Source organism: Alloalcanivorax xenomutans, assembly GCF_900217905.1.
In the GTDB taxonomy this organism is placed as follows: domain Bacteria; phylum Pseudomonadota; class Gammaproteobacteria; order Pseudomonadales; family Alcanivoracaceae; genus Alloalcanivorax; species Alloalcanivorax xenomutans.
The window spans coordinates 110,666-127,541 of the sequence record NZ_OBMO01000007.1 but is presented as its reverse complement, the minus strand read 5'-3'; the positions used below and the strand labels follow the sequence as shown (position 1 = coordinate 127,541).

Here is a 16,876-nt window from a genome sequence, read left to right as displayed (position 1 = left end):
TGGTCAAGAATGGCGTTGGTCGAGAATGCGTTGCGTCATATACAGCGCGGCGATGACCCGCGCTTCGGTCATATCGTCCCGCTCGATCAGACGATCCAGCTCGGACAGTTTCCAGGGGACCACTTCCAGCGGCTCCGGTTCATCGCCGGGCAGCGATTCCTCATAAAGTTCCTCCGCCAGCACCACACCGATATGGTGGCCCATATAGCCGGGAGACAAGGACATGCGCTTCAGGAAGGTCAGCTTGCGGGCACCGTGGCCGGCTTCTTCCTTCAACTCGCGATTGGCCGCCTCGCGCCAGTCCTCGCCGTGCTCATAGGCCCCCTTGGGCAGGGTCAGCAGATATTCCTCGACGCCGGCGCCGTATTCCCGGATCAGCAGCACCGTATCCTGGTCCAGCATCGGCACGCACATGACACCGGCCAAGGGCGGCGTACGCAGGCGTTCGTAGGTTCTCTCCTCGCCGTTGGAGAAGCGGAGATGCATCTCTTCGATGCCGAACAGGCGGCTTTGCGCCACCAGGCGGGTATCCAGAATACGCGGCTTTTGTTCGTCCATGGGGGCTCCTGTGTCAGGAGCCTGTTCATGATCTTTACGCCGCCGCGTTGCGGCTTTTCCAGCGCAACCCGAAGGGCCGGGCTCCACTTTCCTTAGGTGGAGAGTCCGCCAGGCCGCGATTACGCTTGTTTATGTAGATGGACTACACCGCACAATCGGAATCACAACCTGACAACACTCTCTACCGGGTAAACAGGGAACTCCGGCGCGGCGGCGTAAAGATCATGAACAGGCTCTCGGCCCCAAGCGTAACGGGATTGAGCGGTGAAAGGTAGACGGGGCGCCCGGCCGGACGCCCCGGATGAGGATCAGGGCCGGCCCTGATCCGGTTGGCTGTAGTCACATACCCCTTGCGGGAAGATGGCGTTGAGTTCGGCGATCTGCTCCGCCGTAGGCGCCCAATCGCCGTAGGTTCCGTCTTGCAGCGCCGTGCTGACGGGTTTCAGCGCGCATTTGAAGACATCCCCCTGATAGGGTGCGCCGGCGACGATGCGCGATGTGGAATAGAGCGGGAATGTCTGGGTACAGGCCCCATCCGCTTGCTCATCGAGCACGCCGTTCCACACATCATCACCACGGGCGATCAGGCTGCCATCGGTGGCGAAACAGGCGTCCCGGGCGCGCTCTGGCCGGCTTTGGGCCACCGACGCTTGCGGGTCGGCGAGCAGGTTGGCCATCCATTCATCCACCACTTCCAGTGCCAGCGCCACCTGGTCCGGCCCTTCCTCGGGGCGGGCGTCGCTGAACCAGATCACCTGATTGTCGGCGTTGCCGGCGAAATCGATCATGCGCTGGCGCACGGCGAAGGACTGGTGGGCATTGTGCATGTCCAGTTCTTCCTCCAGATACGGGCGCCAGTCGATCACCGGAATGTCGATCTCCCCGTGGAACACGATACCCGCGTCATAGGCGGCGCGAATCGCCTCCAGATTACCCTCGGTACGCGGCGCCGGCGTGGACGGATCCTCACTGAGGGTCATGTTGCGGCTGCTCCAGGGGTCGAATGTGCTTGGGTCCGCCAGCACGTCGTCCTGGGTACCCAGGAACGGAAAGCCTTCCTGCACCATCTCTTTCTGCGGCTTCCAGCCGCCGACAGTGGCGTTCAGTTTGAGGAACTCCTCGGCGGAGATATGGCCGTCCAGGAAGGATTGCAGACCGTACTGCACACCGACATTGTCGAACAGGCGGCGGGGATAGCCTTCGCCGTCCACGCCGTAGACGTTGCGCAGGTCGTCGTAGTGGCTCCAGTTCACCGAATCCATGATCCCCGGCGGCTGCATCTGCTCCTGGTTGCGGGCCTGGCCGTAATGCGGGTTCATGGTCAAAGGAGTGAGCCCGCGCCAGGATTCCACGCACTCGGTGGAGCCGGGCGCGGTGCCATACCCCAGTTGCGTTTTGGCGCCGGCCAATGGATCGGGTACCTCATCAGTGGCGTTCAGCCCCACCAGCCAGGTGCGGTTCTTGGTGGCATGCCACTTGGTGTTATCCCGGTCAGTGGCGTCCATGAAGTACTCCAGCAACTCACAGTCGCCGATGTGAATGGTCTGGGTGACCATGTCCGGATAGCTTTGCACCGGAATCGCCGCGTCGATCAGACCGGGGTGGTTCTGACCGTATACGTACTGCTGGATAGCGCCACCGGAAGCACCCAGTCCAACCGTATAGAGCGGTTTGCCGTACAGCTCGACAAAGCGTTCCTTGACCATTAGCGCGGTCTCGCCGCCCACCTGCACGTTGTAGTGTTCGGACATGCGGGTGCCGGTGGAATAGATGATGGCGTAGCCCTTGCCCAGAACGTCCGGCTGTAACGCCCGGCGATTAACGTCCATGCGCCCCTGGGTGTGGCCGATACCGACGCCGCCCTGGAAGCGGTACATGAGCCGTCCGTTCCAAAGGCCGGTGTCCAGCGAATCGGGATCCTCGCCGGCTTCCGCCAGCATCGCGATGGAATAGAGGAAGCGGTTAATGGTGCCGCGTTCCCAACGCACCACGAAATCCACCTCGCGACCGTCCAGCAGCGTGGTGGTGGCGATGTCCGCCGGCCGGGAACCGTCCTCGGGCATCGGCTTGTAGCTGCCGTCGGTGCCGCGGTAAACGTACTCCACGAACGGCTCCAGGCCACAGTCCCGGCTCAGGCCAATCTGCTGTCCGCCCTCGTCATAAACCGGGAAGCCTTCGTCGCCGTCGGTATCCACCAGCGGCTGCTTGCCGAACTCGGATACCGTGGTGCATACGAACGGATACTGATGCGGCCCGGAAAACATGGGGCCTTCCTGCGGGTAATTGGTAAGCGTGAGCGTGGCCAGGACGCCACCTTCCGAGTCGCTCACGGTCAGTGCGTTGTCGCCCAGAACCAGGCCGGAGATCACGCCTTCCAGACCTTCTTCTTTCTCTGACAGGCTATCGGCGGTCACCGGCTCGCCGTTCAGGGCCAGGGTCGCTCCCTCTGGCGCCCCTTCGATGCGAATCCGCGCATCGCCACCGCTAACCCACTGCGGGTCACTGGACAGCACGCTCAGGGATACCTCGGGAGTGCTGTCATGGGAACTTGAACTGCCCCCGCAAGCACTCAGCGCCAGGGCCGCGCCAACCAGCAAAGCGCCGGCCACCCCCTGCTTCCATCCGTTGTTGTCCGACCCGTTACTGTCCGACCCTTTGCGGCCCGGCCTTCTATAATCCGACCGTCTATAGCCCGACAACGCGCGCGCGCCCGATCCTGTCACGGACATCATGTCTCTCCTCGATGTTGTTGTTATCGGTTTAGAAGGTAGGCATGGCGGCATCGCCAAAACAGACACAGTTCCGGCAAAGTTGCTGACACAGTATCGTCATCGGAAGTGGCCGGATCAGGCTATGCAACTGTTTCAGCCAAATGGCGGCAACTGTATCTGTTATGCCGCCGCGCGAGACGGTTAGATAACCGCCGAGGTCGTTAGCTATTAGTGAGCGCTCTCGGGAGAGCTATTAACGTCCTTACCTTTTGCACTGCCTCACCACGCCGGCGTCAGCCGGCGTTTTTTATCGCGTCCCCCCTATTTTCCCAAGCCGGTCCGCGGCTACCCGGCGGCTTCAAATCCAGGATTTTCCCCACTGTTCCAGCCGCTTCTTCCAAACTGTGCCTTTCATCAAAGGCCCCGGTGATGGCTAGATAAAAAGGCCAACAACAACAAAATGTCGTTCTGGAGAATGATTCATGTTTAGTATCCGACATCCTCGCCTGGCCATTGCCGGTGCGGCATGCTCCTTCCTTTTGCTCACCGCCTGCGGGGGCTCCGGCTCATCGTCCGGTCCCGCCACCGGGGAGCCGCCCCCCGACCTGTCCGATCTGGACCTGTCCAGCGCCGAATACTGCGATCTGACCGTCACCGCTCGTTGTCTGTACCCGTTTCCGAACAACTACTTCACCAAAGCCGATGCGGCCACACCAACCGGCCTCCGGGTCAATTTCCAGCGGCAGGCGATGCCCATCGCCCAGCCGGTCGCCATCGACGCCAACCCCTATGCCCCAACCGGAGTACATACCACCGAGGCCACGCCAGTGGATCCCGCCGAGTGGAACCGGAACGATGGTTTCTCGCCCGGCGCCATGATCCAGACCTGGACCGGAAACGTGGATCTTGAGGCCAGCGGCGCCGTCACTATCGACGATCTGTCCAAGGCGATGGACACGGACGCCCCAGTACTGCTGCTCGACGCGGAAACCGGTGAGCGGCAACTGATCTGGGTGGAGATGGACGCCAATGCCTCCAGCACGGAAGGCCGCGCCCTGCTCATCCGGCCCGCCCGGAATTTGCTGGAAGGACGGACCTACATCGTGGCCCTGCGCAACCTGGTTGATGACCAGGGGGAAGCCCTTGAAGCGTCCGCGCTCTTCAAAGCCTACCGGGATGGTCAAGATACCGGGGAGCCGGTGCTGGAAGCCCGCCGGGAAAGCATGAACACCCTGTTTGCATCCCTGGAAAGCCACGGTATCGCACGGCGGGACCTGATACAGGCATGGACCTTTACCGTCGCCAGCCAGAAAAACCTGACCGAGCGGCTCCTTCATATCCGCGATCAGGCCTTCGCCAATCTGGGAGGAGGCGCCCCCGCGTTCACCATTGATCAGGTCGGCACGGATATTGAGGGCAAACCCCGCTCCGGCCTTAGCCGTGGCATCACCGGCACCTTCGAAGTCCCCAACTTTCTGAATAAAACTGGAGGCGTTCCCGGTGCCAGCTTCAACTATTCCGGGAACAACGCACCGGACGCTCTGCCGGAACAGTGGAACGGCGATGACACCCTTACCGCCCGCTTTCGCTGCCAGGTCCCGGACTCCACGGTGCAGGATTTCTCCGATCCGGACAGCCCGGTGACTCCCGCCCGGCCCGCGCTTTACGGCCATGGTCTGTTTGGCGAAGGCCCTGGCGGTGAGTTCCGCTCCGGAAACGTGCGCGCCATGCAAACGGAGCACAACATCCTGTTTTGCGCCACCGACTGGATAGGCATGGCTCAAGAGGATTTTATCGCCGGCGTGATCCATCACATCCTCGCTGACATCTCTCTGTTACCGCGCCAACTCGACCGTAGCCAACAGGGCCTGCTCAATGCCATGTTCCTGGCCGAGCTGCTGCGCCATCCCGATGGCTTCGCCTCCGACCCAGCGTTCCACCATGGCCCGGACAACACCCTGATCTACGACCCCACCGAGGTGTTCTACGACGGCAACAGCCAGGGCGGCATCCTGGGCGGCGCCCTCATTGCCACCGCCCCGAATCTGCATCGTGGTGTCCTGGGCGTGCCCGGCAGCAACTACAGCCTTTTACTGCGCCGGTACGGCCCTTTCAATGAACGGTTCGGCGTCATTCTCAACCAGGCTTACCCGAACGAACTGGATCGCAGCCTGGTGCTGGGATTGATGCAAATGCTCTGGGACAGAGCGGAAAACAACGGCTACCTCAGCCATCTTGCCGGCCGTTCCCTGCCCGGCACCCCCACCGGCAAGCGCGTTCTTCTTCACCCCGCCCTGGGTGATCACCTGGTCACCACCTGGAGCGCGGAAATCATGGCTCGCACCATCGGCGCGGCCATGCATGAGCCGACCGCCCGATTGGGAGAGCACCCGGACACCGTGCCCTATGTCGATATTGAGCGCATCCAGCAGTACCCCTATCACGGCCATGCCCTGATGGTCTGGGACAGCGGCGCCCATGACCCGGACAGTGGCCACGGCACGCCCTATGCTCCGCTGACCAATACCGGCCCAAGCGCCGGCGAGGATCCTCACGAGTCCCCGCGCAACACAGTGAGCGCACGGCAACAGAAATCAGCGTTCCTGGAACAGTTCGGTTCGGTGATCGATGTATGCGGGGAATCGCCCTGCTACACGGACGACTACACCGGCCTCAGCCGCGATTAGCGTTCCCCGCCACGGCCGCCAGCTCGGCGGCCGCTTTTCCCAGCCAGCGTAACGCCCGCACTACCTCTCCAGTGACCGGGCCACCAGCGTTCAGGCGCAAGTAATCCGAGTGCTTGTTGTCCAGCGAGAACACACCGCCGGGGAAGACATGGATCCCTTCCCGGGCCGCTTTTTCGAACAGCGCCGCGGCATTCACCCGGCCCGGCAACCGTACCCACAGCACGCAGCCGCCAGTGGGGCGGGTCAATCGGGTACCCGATGGGAACGCCGCGCGCACCTCCCGGGCCGTGGCCTCCACCTGCCTCTGCAGGGTAGCGCGCAAATCCCGGATATGCTGAGCGTAGAAACCACTTTCCAGCAACCGCCCCATGACGATCTGCGACAGGGAGGTGGAGGTGATGGTGCTTAGCTGTTTGAGTTCCAGGAAGCGCCGCTGGAACCGGCCCGGTGCCACCCAGCCAATGCGCAGGCCGGGCATCAGGGTCTTGGAAAAACTGTTGCAGTACAGCACCCAGCCGTCTTCATCGAACGCCTTGACCGGCAGCGCGCCGTCTTCGTAGACGGTGTCGCCCCAAACATCGTTCTCGATCAGCGGGATCTGATAACGCCGGGCCAGCGCCGACAGCGCCTGCTTGCGTTCCAGGCTCATGGTGAACCCGAGCGGATTCTGAGCATTGGCGGACACGATGCAAGCGGACACCCCGCGCTCGGCGAACACCCGCTCCAATGCCGACAGGCTGATGCCGTGGCGCGGATGGGTGGGAATTTCCACCACCCGGCGCTGGTGTGTCTTCAGCAGCAACAAAGTGCCGTAATAGGTGGGAGACTCCACCGCCACCGCGTCGCCGGGCCGGCTGACGCTGCGCAGCGCCAGGGACAGCCCCTCCATGGCGCCGCCGGTGACGATAATATCGTCCGGCACCACCGGCACATCGTACGACAGGCTGCGGCGGGCCAGATGGTGGGTGAACTGCGGAAAGCCATGGGGGTGCATGTAATCCCAGGTTTCCTGGGGGTAATGCCGGGCCACCTCGCGAATCGTCTGGGTGACCCGCTCCACCGGCATCACCTCGACGCCCGGCAGGGCGATACCGAGCCGCACCTGGTGCGGCACCACATGCAATTCCATGTAATGCAGCACCTCCTCGCTCAGCGACACTTCCACCGGCAGCAGCGGGTAGCGCGAGCCATCCGGCTCCGGCACGTCATGGACATCGCAATGACGCACATAGGCGCCGGACTGGGGACGAATCTCCAGATAACCTTCCGCCTCCAGCTGGCGATAGCTTTGCATCACCGTGTTGACGCTGACCTGGAACAGGCGGCTCAAGTGCCGCACCGAGGGCAGCTTCTGCCCCACGGCATAGCTGCCAGCCCCGATTTGCTCCAACAGCCGGCGACTGATCCGCTCGTAGAGGAACCCTTCTTCGTTCACCGAACCTTCTCATTTTATTGTCGTATGTGTCCCGATTATGCACCGCCGCACCAGGACCGGACACCCGGTGTATTTCGGCGCCGGCGCCGATCCTGCATACTGTGCCACCGCGACAGGCACTTCCCCCGACAGGCATGACAATGATCGACTGGAACGCTATCGACACGGTGCTGCTGGACATGGACGGCACCCTGCTGGATCTGCGCTTCGACAACTGGTTCTGGCAGCAGCACGTCCCCGAACAATACGCCAAGGCCCATGGGCTGCCCGCCGATCAGGCGGAGCGTAAGCTGCATGACTGGATCGGCCGCCACCAGGGTACCCTGAACTGGTATTGCCTGGACTTCTGGACCTCGGAACTGGGACTCAACATCGCCGAACTGAAGCGGGCGGCGGCGGACCGTATCGCTATCCGCCCCGGTGCCGAGGCTTTCCTGGACGCCCTCGCGGCCAGTTCCCGGCGGGTGGTCATGGTCACCAACGCCCACCGCGACGCGCTGCAGGTGAAACTGGAACGCACCGGCATCGAACGTTACTTCGATGCCCTGGTGTCCAGCCACGACTATGGCCACGCCAAGGAGCATCAGCCGTTCTGGCGGAATCTGCGTGAGGCGCACCCGTTCGACCCGGCCCGCACGCTGCTGGTGGACGATTCGCTGCCGGTGCTGCATTCCGGACGCCGTTTCGGCCTTGGCCATCTGGTTTCCATCCGCCGCCCCGACTCCAGCCTGCCGGAGCGCGACGACACCCGCCCGTTCCAGGCCATCGATGATTTCCTGCGGGTGCTGCCATGAGCGAAGGCACCCGCATTGATTCCTGGCTGTGGGCGGCCCGCTTCTTCAAGACCCGCAGTCTCGCCAAGCAGGCCGTTGAGGGCGGCAAGATCCAGGTCGATGGCGCCAAGGCCAAGCCCAGCAAAACCGTGCAGCCCGGCAGCGAAGTGGTGATCCGCAAAGGGGATGAGCAGTGGACGGTGCGGGTCGAAGGCCTCAGCAATAAGCGTGGCCCGGCCAGCGTCGCTCAGACGCTCTATCAGGAAACCGAGGAGAGCCGCCAGCAACGGCAGGACAAGTCGGAACAGCGGCGCCTGGCGCACAGTGCCAACGCCAGCCCGGATCACCGCCCCAGCAAGAAGGAACGGCGCGACCTGGCCCGTTTCAAGCGCGACAACGACATCTAGGCGCCTGTTCATAGTCGTCATGGCCCCAAAAACAGCAGGAAAGGCACCAATGCAGGACCAAAAGCAACGTTTTCTCTTCCCGGACTCCGACATCCGTGGCGAACTGATCCGCCTGGAAAGCAGTCTGGCGTCGATCACCGGCAACCGCGACTACCCAATGGTGGTGCAGAGCCTGATCAGCGAAGCAGTAGTGGCCGTGGCCCTGCTCGCCAGCACCCTCAAATTCAAGGGCCGCCTGGCACTGCAGGCCCAGGGCAAGGGACCGCTGTCCCTACTGATGGCGGAATGCAGCGACGACGGCAAGGTGCGCGCGCTGGCTCGCCACGCCGAATCCCTGCCGGCGGATCGCACCAACCTGCCGGCGCTGCTGGGCGAAGGCACCATGGTGATCACCATCAGCCCGGAGCAGGGCCGCCAGTATCAGGGCATCGTGCCCCTGGAAGGGCCGGACCTGGCCACCTGTCTGGAAGGCTATTTCCGCCAATCCGAGCAACTGCCCACCCGCCTGTGGCTGGCGGCGGGCAACGGCCGTGCCGCCGGTCTGATGCTGCAACGCCTGCCCAATCAGATCGCCGAAGCCGACCACAACGCCATCACCTGGGAACACCTGGAAACGCTGGCCAGCACCCTCAGTGGCGAGGAGTTGCTGGACCTCGACACCGCCACCGTACTGCACCGGCTGTTCCACGACACGCCGCCCCAGCTGCCGCCGGCGCAGCCGCTGGCATTCGGCTGCACCTGCTCCCGGGAACGCACCCAGCGGGCACTGGTTTCCCTGGGCAAGGAAGAGCTGCAGGCGATCCTGGACGAACAGGGGGAAGCCACCCTGACCTGCGACTTCTGCGGCCACCAGGAACACTTCGATGCGGTGGATTTGGCTGAGCTGATTCACAAAGAAACATAAAACCGTGGCAACGGACCCCGGCGCGGCGTCGCCACCTTTTGGCTTTTCTGGCATAATCGCGCCCCTGTCGGGCTTCCCGAAGCCATCCACCCGGTTGCTTCCTTGGGCCCGTGCAGTCGCCGTCCGGCTACCCTTGGCCTGTTTTTCCGGGTCCGGAAACGGCGAAAGGTGGGAAACACCACCGGTTCAGGTCTTGCCCCGAAAGGGCACGAGACCGGCACTGTCACCCGCAATGCGAACTAGGGGGCTTTGCTACCTTGAACGCGGTTTCGGCCGCCGAGTACAAGCCCGCAGCTCGGCCACAAGCCCAGGAAAAACCATGACCGATCCCATTATTTACAACGATTTGAGCCCGGCCCAACTGGTGGAGCTGGCGATTCAGCGCAACGAAGGCCAACTGGCCGCCAACGGGTCCCTGGTGGTGGAAACCGGTCACCGTACCGGCCGCTCCCCGATGGACCGTTTCATCGTCGACGAACCCTCCACCAGTGAGCAGATCCACTGGGGTCCGGTGAACCGCCCGTTCCCGGTGGACAAGTTCGACGCCCTCTGGGATCGGGTGGCGTCCTTCGTTACTGAAAGTGACAGCTTTGTTTCCCATCTTCACGTTGGCGCCGCCGAAGAGCACTACCTGCCGGTGAAGGTCACCGCCCAGACCGCCTGGCACAATCTGTTCGCCAACACCCTTTTCATCCGCCCGGACACCTACAATCCGGCCGGCAAGGACCAATGGCAGATCCTGCACGCGGTGGACTTCCAGTGTGATCCGGAACGCGACGGCACCAACTCCGACGGTTGCGTGATCCTCAACTTCGCCCAGCGCAAAGTGCTGATCGCTGGCATGCGCTACGCCGGTGAAATGAAGAAAGCCATGTTCTCGGTACAGAACTTCCTGCTGCCGGCCAAGGACGTGCTGCCGATGCACTGCTCCGCCAACGTTGGCGAAAGCGGCGATGTGGCCCTGTTCTTCGGCCTCTCCGGCACCGGCAAGACCACCCTGTCCGCGGACCCGGCCCGCTATCTGATCGGCGACGATGAGCACGGTTGGGGCAAGGGCGTGGTGTTCAACATCGAAGGCGGCTGCTACGCCAAGTGCATCGACCTGAGCCAGAAGAACGAGCCGGTGATCTGGGACGCGATCAAATTCGGCGCGGTGCTGGAAAACGTCATCATTAACGACGAAACCCGCCTGCCGGACTACAGCGATGTGTCCCTGACCCAGAACACCCGCGCCGCCTACCCGCTGGAAAACATCGAGAAGCGGGTACCGCAGAACCGCGCCGGCGAACCCAAGCACGTGATCTTCCTGACCTGCGACCTGACCGGCGTGCTACCGCCGGTGTCCTGTCTGAGCAAGGAAGCCGCCGCCTACCACTTCCTGAGCGGCTACACCGCCCTGGTCGGCTCCACCGAAATGGGCTCCGAGCCCGGCATCAAGAGCACCTTCTCCACCTGCTTCGGCGCCCCGTTCTTCCCGCGCCGTGCCGGTGAATATGCCGAGCTGCTGATCAAGCGCATGGAAGAATTCGGCTCCAAGGTGTTCCTGGTCAACACCGGCTGGACCGGCGGCCCCTACGGTCAGGGCGAGCGCTTCAGCATCCCCACCACCCGTGGCGTGGTCAATGCCATCCTCAGCGGCGCCCTGGACGACGCGGAAACCGAGCACCTGGACATCATCAATCTGGATGTGCCGAAGACCGTGCCCGGTGTGGACGACAACCTGCTGCAACCGAAAAACACCTGGGCCAACCCGGAAGAGTACGACGCCAAGGCCCGTGACCTGGCGCAGCAGTTCGAGAAAAACTTCGCCGAGAAATACGCGGATGTGTCCGAAGAGATCCACGCCGCCGGCCCCAAGGCCTGATCTCCTGATCAGCGCCCGGTAGTAAAAAAGCCCGCTTAGGCGGGCTTTTTTGTGGGCCGCAGTCCATGGCGGCCCCCTCCTCCCTCTGCCTGATTGCCCCAATTCATTAATTTGTTATATTTCCTTAAAAGTCCAACAATCCCAGGCGGAAAGGAAGCATTGGCACGGCGTTTGCTGCTCCGGTAGCGGCATTACCGGAAAGCGGTAGCCGTCCTCTTCTTTTCGCCAACGCCTACGCGGAGGGTCCCGATGGAACCCGCAGCCAGCACCAGTCATCTTGTGGAAACCCGCACCCTGCGGGGATTTCAGCCGTGGCGGCAGTTCGTCAACGACAACTTCCCCTGGCTCAGGATCGCCTCGCCCCGGGACGACGACTTCCATGCCCGGGTGCGCCTGACCAGCCTCGGCGAGCGCTCGGTGGCGGTGATCCGTGCCGACCAGTGCCAGCTCACCCGCACCGATTACGCCATCAAACGGGCGGAAACCGGCTACCTCAAGGTCATGTGGCAGCAGGCCGGGCGCATGCTGGTGGAGCAGGATGGCCACCGTACGGTGCTGCGCCCCGGCGATATCACCGTGTGCGATACCAGCCGCCCCTATCGGTTGGAGAAAGATCACCAGGCGCAATTGACGGTGTTGACCCTGCCCTATCACGCGGTGCCCGGCTGGCACCAGATTAGTGACCGTCTTTGCGGCCGTTCGTTGAGTGATCGCACCACCGCCCGCGCGGCCCTTGCCGCCCTGCTGGCTTTACTGGAGCGCCCCGGCGACGGCGACAGCGCCCAGACCATTTTTCAGGCGGTGCAATTAATGCTGTCCGCCCTGATCCATTGTTCCGTCAGGCCGGCGGGTCAGGCCTCGCCTACCCTTCGGCTGGATACCGCCCATCAGCATGTGCTTGCCCATATCGACGACCCGCATTTGAGCCCGGACGAACTGGCCGAGGCGCTGCATGTGTCCCGGCGCGCCCTGTACCGCCTGTTTCAGGAGCACCAGGTCACCCCCGGACGCTTCATCCGCCAGGTGCGGCTGGATGCGGTGCGCGACGCTCTCGCCTTGCCCGACAATGACCATCGCAGCATTCTTGAAGTGGCTCTGGATTACGGCTTTACCGACAGTGCGTCCTTTAGCCGCAGCTTCAAGGCGGCCTTCGCCATCAGCCCCAGCGACTGGCGTCTGCAGGCACGGGGCCGTCACAACTGATGTCGGTCAGGGCCTGCTTGCGGAAAACCCCGTGGCATGGAGTGTCAGGTCATAGTGCGCGGGCCGCTCGCCACTGATCTCCACTTGATAACGGCCCGGCGGCACCCGGACGCGCACGCCATCCTCCCCATCATGGGTATGTGCCACGGCGTGGTGGCCACCGGCGGACAGAATCCGCAGCCGAGGTATCGGCCCGGTCACGCCGAGCGTCGCTTCCAACAACACCTCACGGTCGATCCTCACCTGATAACGATGCGTCAGTACCGGTGCCTCCAGTTGTTCGGTAACCAGGATCGGCTCCCGCGACAGACGCCCGAGCGCCACGCTCCAAACCTCTGGGGGCCGGCGCGATGGCGCCGTCATGAGTACGGTGTAGGAGAGGGACTTGCGTTGCGGTGACGCCACCCACAGCGCATAGCGTCCCGGCGCCAGGACGCCGGCGAACCAGGAGCCGCTGTCCGGCGCCGGCCCTTCCGCCAGATCATAGCTGCCCGGCCCGCCCCAGATATCCCCCATCTCCCGGCTCAACCGGGCCACCACCGTGCCTTCGGCGCCAGCAACGTCGATATCGGCGGCGACCCAATCCGATAGCAGAAAATAAAGCGGCTCGGTGAATTCCGGCGCCGTCAGTTGCCCCTGGTACCGGTCCTGACGGTCGCCGGCAAAATCCAGATAAACGCCCGGCGGACCAATCTCCGTAGCCCAAGGCACCACCGGCCATAGCCACAGCAACGCCACAAAGAGAAAGCCGCGGGCAGGATCGGCGGTATTGACCGCCATTTTGTGCTTGAATCCGTTCATGGACGCTTACCGGCGAAATACGGACATGGCAACATCCTACTACCTGAAGCGCTATCCCACCGCCATCTCGGGCACCATCTTCACTTTCATGGGGTTCCTGCCGGTCTGGATCTGCCTGGGCACGGGTGAATCGCTGAAGGACAGCATTCTTTTCTATCTGACCTCGCTGGTCAGCTTTCCCGGCGTCATCATGGCGGGCATGAGCCTGTCGTTTCTGATGATCGGGCTGGCCTTGCTGTGGTGTACCGGCCGGGTTATCCGTTGCCGACTGGACGATCACGGGATCCACTACGTCCCTCTGGCGCCGCTGCCCGACCGGCCAGCCCTGTTCGGGGACATCCTCCGGGTTCTGTTCGGCACCACCTTGCGCCCACGGCTGGCCCTCATACCCTATGAGGATATCGCCGATATTCAGGTGCGCGGGGATCGACGCAAAGGCTTCAATCTCTACGTTCAGCGCAAGAGCAGCGGACTGCCCGAACGCCTGCATACGCTCACCACACTCAGCGAACCCCAGCTTCGCGACATTCAGCAACGGGTACGCGCCCGCCTCTAAGAGCCTGCTCTTAGTCTTGGCAAGAATAGCCAACGGGTTGGCACCCATTCTCAAGCTTCCCCTTCCCTGACCGGCGCAGACTGAAGGCAGTGTTCCATGCCATCGATAACCAAAAACAGGGAATCACCATGCCTTTGTCCAAATTTGCCGCCGGCCTGCTGGCGCTGGGATCCGCACTGATCCCACCGTCCTTGTACGCGGCGCTGCCGACCGAAACCGTCGGCCAGGCCGAACTGCCTTTCCCTCCCAGTCCTCATCGCAGTTATCTGATCGACTTCGAGTTCGACAACATGGTCGCCACCCGGGTGGTGGTGGTGGATCCGGACCGACAAAAAGTGCTGGGCATGCTCAGTACCGGCGGCGCCGCGCCGGCGGTGCTGGCCCACGATCAGAAGACGGTCTACACCGCCGATATCTTTTTCAGCCGCTATGTGCGCGGCACCCGTACCGATGTGCTGACCGCCTGGGATACCCGCACCCTGTCCCCCTCCTGGGAAGTGGAAATCCCCGCCAAGCGCGCCTCCACGCTGACCGAGAAGTACGCGCTGTCGATGAGCGGCGATGACCGCTTTGTTTACGTTTACAACTTCACGCCGTCACAAACCATTACCGTGGTCGATACCCAGGCCCAAAAAGTGGCCAGCGAGGTCAACATCAACGGCTGCATTCTCGCTTACCCGATTGGTGACCGGCGTTTCGCATCCCTGTGCGGCAGTGGTGATCTGCAAGTCACCACCCTGGATGACAACGGCAAGGTCAGTGATCGCACCACCACCCAATTCTTCGACCCGGAGCAGGAGAAGCTGGTGGAAAGGGCCATCCATCTGGGCGACACCTTCTATTTCGTTACCACCGAGGGCGTCATTCACGGTGTCGATTTCTCCGGCGCCAAACCCAAGGTCCTGCCCACTTGGTCCCTGACCAGCGAACAAGAAAAGAAAGACGGCTGGGCCCCCGGCGGCTGGCAGTTGATGGCCATCGCACCGCGACTGAATCGTCTCTACGTACTGATGCATCCGGATCATGAGCGGCACAAGTGGGAAGATCCGAGCACCATCATCTGGGCGTTCGATCTGAAGACCCACAAAAAGGTCGGCACGCTGGAGGCTCCTAATCTGATCTGGAGCCTCAACGCCACCAACGATGACGCGCCGCTGCTGCTGGGCACCAACATCGAGGGCGGCCTGGAGACCTTTGATCTGAAAACCGGCAAGCACCTTCACACCATGGAAGGCGTCAGCAAAACCCCAACGCTGATCCTCAATCACTGAGTGGAGGAATAACCATGACGCTGGATCCGATTATCAGCATCGCCGGCGCCCTGGCCCTGGCGGTGATCCTGGCCAGCGCGGCGCTGCATAAATTGCAGGCACCGGCCTGGTTCGAACGCCAGTTGGATGCCTACCAGCTGTTGCCAACGAGTCTGACCACGGTCACCGCCCGCGCACTGCCGGTTCTGGAAGGCGCGTTGGCCCTGGGCTTGCTGTTCCAGCCCAGCCGCGTCACCAGCGCCGTTCTCGCCGCCGGCCTGCTCGCGCTCTACGCCCTGGCCATGATCACCAATCTGCTGCGCGGGCGCCACGATCTCGATTGCGGCTGCGCCGGCCCCAACAGTCAGCAACCCCTGCATCCGTTGCTGCTGATCCGCAATGGCTTGCTGATCGCCCTGGCGATACCGGCCGGCCTGCCCGTGGCCGAACGCACCCTGGGTTTATTCGACGGTTTCGTGGTGTTGGCCGCCGGCGCCGCGACCCTGCTGATTTACGCCGCGACCGATGCCCTCTTGGCGAATCGGCCGCGCCTGCTTGCTTTGACCGGAAGGTAATACGCTATGACTGCTCTATTGATTTCCAACATTCTGCTCTGGTGCTTACTGATCGCCCTGGCTCTGGTGGTGTTTGGCCTGATCCGTCAGATCGGTGTTCTGCACGCTCGTATCGCCCCCGCCGGCGCTCTTATGGTGGACAAAGGCGTGGCGGTGAATCAGCCCGCGCCCCAGGTTACCGCCGAGGATCTGTTGGGGCGTCCGGTGAACTTCGGCTACGCCGCCGATCGCACTCAACTGCTGTTCTTCCTGTCACCGACTTGCCCGATCTGCAAATCCCTGTTGCCGGCGTTGCGTGCCATCGATAAGGCCCGCGACGATCTGGAAGTGGTGTACATCAGCGACGGTGAGCCGGAACAGCAACGAAAACTGATCAAGGAATTCGGGCTGGAAGGCACTCGCTACGTGGTCAGCCCGCAGGTGGGCATGACCTATCAGATCGGCAAGCTGCCCTACGCGGTGATGATCGATGGTCAGGGCGTGCTCAAGGCCAAAGGGCTGGTGAACTCACGGGAACACCTGGACAGCCTGTTCGAAACCGAGCACCTGGGCGCGGCCACCCTGCAGGAATACCTCAACAAGCCCTCCCCTTCCATGCATACGCCGTCCTGAGCCAGGAGTCCGACCATGAAATTTCTCGACCGTTTTTTCGAACGCTCCAGCCGGCACGTGGCCAACACCACGTCGCGGCGGAATTTTCTTTCCAAACTTGGTTCCCTGATGGTGGTGGGCACCGCCATGCCGGTGCTGCTACCCATCGACCGCACCGCCAAGGCGCTGGCCGCGGAGTCGCCATCCGCCGGTGATCCGGGCGATCCCAACAGCTGCGACTACTGGCGTTACTGCTCCGTGGACGGCTTTCTGTGCAGTTGCTGCGGCGGCTCGGTGACCAGTTGTCCGCCGGGCACGGAAGTCTCCCAAGTCACCTGGATCGGCACCTGCCGCAACCCGGCGGACGGCCTGGACTACATCATCTCCTACAACGATTGCTGCGGTAAGCACAGCTGCGGTCAGTGCGCCTGCACCCGTAACGACAGCGAGGAACCGATGTACCGGCCGTTCAACAACAACGACATCAACTGGTGCCTGGGCGCCAAGGCCAACGTCTACAACTGCACCGTCGCGGTGATTCGCGGCGTGGCCAGCGCCTGA

15 protein-coding genes are annotated in these 16,876 nt (G+C 62.8%); 11 read left to right on the top strand and 4 right to left on the bottom strand.

Features of this window, described 5'->3' with window-relative positions:
- Window positions 1-3 precede the first annotated feature (3 nt).
- Both nudE and CRO06_RS07215 read right to left on the bottom strand, forming a co-directional pair.
- The gene (gene nudE, locus CRO06_RS07220) at window positions 4-558 is read right to left on the bottom strand and encodes an ADP compounds hydrolase NudE (protein ID WP_022994326.1); all 555 of its coding nucleotides are present in this window, start codon (window positions 556-558) and stop codon (window positions 4-6) included.
- Between the two features lie 308 nt (window positions 559-866).
- Window positions 867-3,167: a DUF6351 family protein gene (locus tag CRO06_RS07215; RefSeq protein WP_097058101.1), complete on the bottom strand. Its 2,301-nt coding sequence runs from the start codon at window positions 3,165-3,167 to the stop codon at window positions 867-869.
- A gap of 584 nt (window positions 3,168-3,751) precedes the next feature.
- Between CRO06_RS07215 and CRO06_RS07210 the strand changes: the two genes are divergently transcribed.
- Window positions 3,752-5,956 carry a hypothetical protein gene (locus tag CRO06_RS07210; protein WP_097058100.1) on the top strand — a complete coding sequence of 735 codons (2,205 nt, stop codon included), beginning with the start codon at window positions 3,752-3,754 and terminating at the stop codon, window positions 5,954-5,956.
- Here the strand turns inward: CRO06_RS07210 and CRO06_RS07205 are convergent.
- Window positions 5,943-7,391, bottom strand: a complete 1,449-nt coding sequence (locus tag CRO06_RS07205) for an aminotransferase-like domain-containing protein (protein WP_097058099.1) — start codon at window positions 7,389-7,391, stop codon at window positions 5,943-5,945. The genes CRO06_RS07210 and CRO06_RS07205 overlap by 14 nt on opposite strands.
- Before the next feature lie 140 nt (window positions 7,392-7,531).
- Here CRO06_RS07205 and yrfG point away from each other — a divergent pair, with 140 nt between their 5' ends.
- From yrfG to CRO06_RS07180, 5 genes are all read left to right on the top strand, one after another.
- Window positions 7,532-8,185, top strand: a complete 654-nt coding sequence (gene yrfG / locus CRO06_RS07200) for a GMP/IMP nucleotidase (protein ID WP_197020953.1) — start codon at window positions 7,532-7,534, stop codon at window positions 8,183-8,185.
- Window positions 8,182-8,571 (top strand): RNA-binding S4 domain-containing protein, encoded by a 390-nt coding sequence (locus CRO06_RS07195; protein ID WP_022994322.1) that lies wholly within the window; start codon window positions 8,182-8,184, stop codon window positions 8,569-8,571. Before yrfG ends, CRO06_RS07195 begins: the two co-directional genes overlap by 4 nt.
- 49 nt (window positions 8,572-8,620) lie before the next feature.
- The gene (gene hslO / locus CRO06_RS07190; RefSeq protein ID WP_026948487.1) at window positions 8,621-9,475 is read left to right on the top strand and encodes an Hsp33 family molecular chaperone HslO; all 855 of its coding nucleotides are present in this window, start codon (window positions 8,621-8,623) and stop codon (window positions 9,473-9,475) included.
- Window positions 9,476-9,794: 319 nt separating this feature from the next.
- Window positions 9,795-11,339: a phosphoenolpyruvate carboxykinase gene (locus CRO06_RS07185; protein WP_026948486.1), complete on the top strand. Its 1,545-nt coding sequence runs from the start codon at window positions 9,795-9,797 to the stop codon at window positions 11,337-11,339.
- Between the two features lie 249 nt (window positions 11,340-11,588).
- Window positions 11,589-12,542, top strand: coding sequence for a helix-turn-helix domain-containing protein (locus CRO06_RS07180; protein ID WP_026948485.1), 954 nt, complete (start codon window positions 11,589-11,591; stop codon window positions 12,540-12,542).
- A gap of 6 nt (window positions 12,543-12,548) precedes the next feature.
- Here CRO06_RS07180 and CRO06_RS07175 read toward each other — a convergent pair whose 3' ends face one another.
- Complete coding sequence (locus tag CRO06_RS07175) at window positions 12,549-13,343, bottom strand: hypothetical protein (RefSeq protein ID WP_097058098.1); 795 nt, start codon at window positions 13,341-13,343, stop codon at window positions 12,549-12,551.
- 25 nt (window positions 13,344-13,368) lie between these two features.
- Between CRO06_RS07175 and CRO06_RS07170 the strand changes: the two genes are divergently transcribed.
- The 5 genes from CRO06_RS07170 to CRO06_RS07150 all read left to right on the top strand — a co-directional run bounded on the left by CRO06_RS07170 (window position 13,369) and on the right by CRO06_RS07150 (window position 16,876).
- Window positions 13,369-13,899, top strand: a complete 531-nt coding sequence (locus CRO06_RS07170) for a hypothetical protein (protein WP_143247725.1) — start codon at window positions 13,369-13,371, stop codon at window positions 13,897-13,899.
- Window positions 13,900-14,027: 128 nt separating this feature from the next.
- A complete protein-coding gene (locus CRO06_RS07165; protein ID WP_097058097.1) occupies window positions 14,028-15,170 on the top strand; it encodes an amine dehydrogenase large subunit in 1,143 nt (380 codons plus the stop codon).
- Between the two features lie 14 nt (window positions 15,171-15,184).
- Complete coding sequence (locus CRO06_RS07160; RefSeq protein WP_014992901.1) at window positions 15,185-15,724, top strand: MauE/DoxX family redox-associated membrane protein; 540 nt, start codon at window positions 15,185-15,187, stop codon at window positions 15,722-15,724.
- A gap of 6 nt (window positions 15,725-15,730) precedes the next feature.
- Complete coding sequence (mauD, locus tag CRO06_RS07155; RefSeq protein ID WP_097058096.1) at window positions 15,731-16,336, top strand: methylamine dehydrogenase accessory protein MauD; 606 nt, start codon at window positions 15,731-15,733, stop codon at window positions 16,334-16,336.
- 15 nt (window positions 16,337-16,351) lie between these two features.
- On the top strand, window positions 16,352-16,876 hold the full coding sequence (locus tag CRO06_RS07150; RefSeq protein WP_097058095.1) for a methylamine dehydrogenase light chain: 525 nt from the start codon (window positions 16,352-16,354) through the stop codon (window positions 16,874-16,876).

What these genes read in the sequence shown, in the direction of transcription:
- CRO06_RS07160 (WP_014992901.1), top strand. Translation starts at nt 15,185, where the DNA reads ATGACGCTGGATCCGATTATCAGCATCGCCGGCGCCCTGGCCCTGGCG.
- CRO06_RS07175 (WP_097058098.1), bottom strand. Translation starts at nt 13,343, where the DNA reads ATGAACGGATTCAAGCACAAAATGGCGGTCAATACCGCCGATCCTGCC.
- CRO06_RS07150 (WP_097058095.1), top strand. Translation starts at nt 16,352, where the DNA reads ATGAAATTTCTCGACCGTTTTTTCGAACGCTCCAGCCGGCACGTGGCC.
- hslO (WP_026948487.1), top strand. Translation starts at nt 8,621, where the DNA reads ATGCAGGACCAAAAGCAACGTTTTCTCTTCCCGGACTCCGACATCCGT.
- CRO06_RS07180 (WP_026948485.1), top strand. Translation starts at nt 11,589, where the DNA reads ATGGAACCCGCAGCCAGCACCAGTCATCTTGTGGAAACCCGCACCCTG.
- CRO06_RS07170 (WP_143247725.1), top strand. Translation starts at nt 13,369, where the DNA reads ATGGCAACATCCTACTACCTGAAGCGCTATCCCACCGCCATCTCGGGC.
- CRO06_RS07185 (WP_026948486.1), top strand. Translation starts at nt 9,795, where the DNA reads ATGACCGATCCCATTATTTACAACGATTTGAGCCCGGCCCAACTGGTG.
- mauD (WP_097058096.1), top strand. Translation starts at nt 15,731, where the DNA reads ATGACTGCTCTATTGATTTCCAACATTCTGCTCTGGTGCTTACTGATC.
- yrfG (WP_197020953.1), top strand. Translation starts at nt 7,532, where the DNA reads ATGATCGACTGGAACGCTATCGACACGGTGCTGCTGGACATGGACGGC.
- CRO06_RS07165 (WP_097058097.1), top strand. Translation starts at nt 14,028, where the DNA reads ATGCCTTTGTCCAAATTTGCCGCCGGCCTGCTGGCGCTGGGATCCGCA.
- CRO06_RS07210 (WP_097058100.1), top strand. Translation starts at nt 3,752, where the DNA reads ATGTTTAGTATCCGACATCCTCGCCTGGCCATTGCCGGTGCGGCATGC.
- CRO06_RS07195 (WP_022994322.1), top strand. Translation starts at nt 8,182, where the DNA reads ATGAGCGAAGGCACCCGCATTGATTCCTGGCTGTGGGCGGCCCGCTTC.
- nudE (WP_022994326.1), bottom strand. Translation starts at nt 558, where the DNA reads ATGGACGAACAAAAGCCGCGTATTCTGGATACCCGCCTGGTGGCGCAA.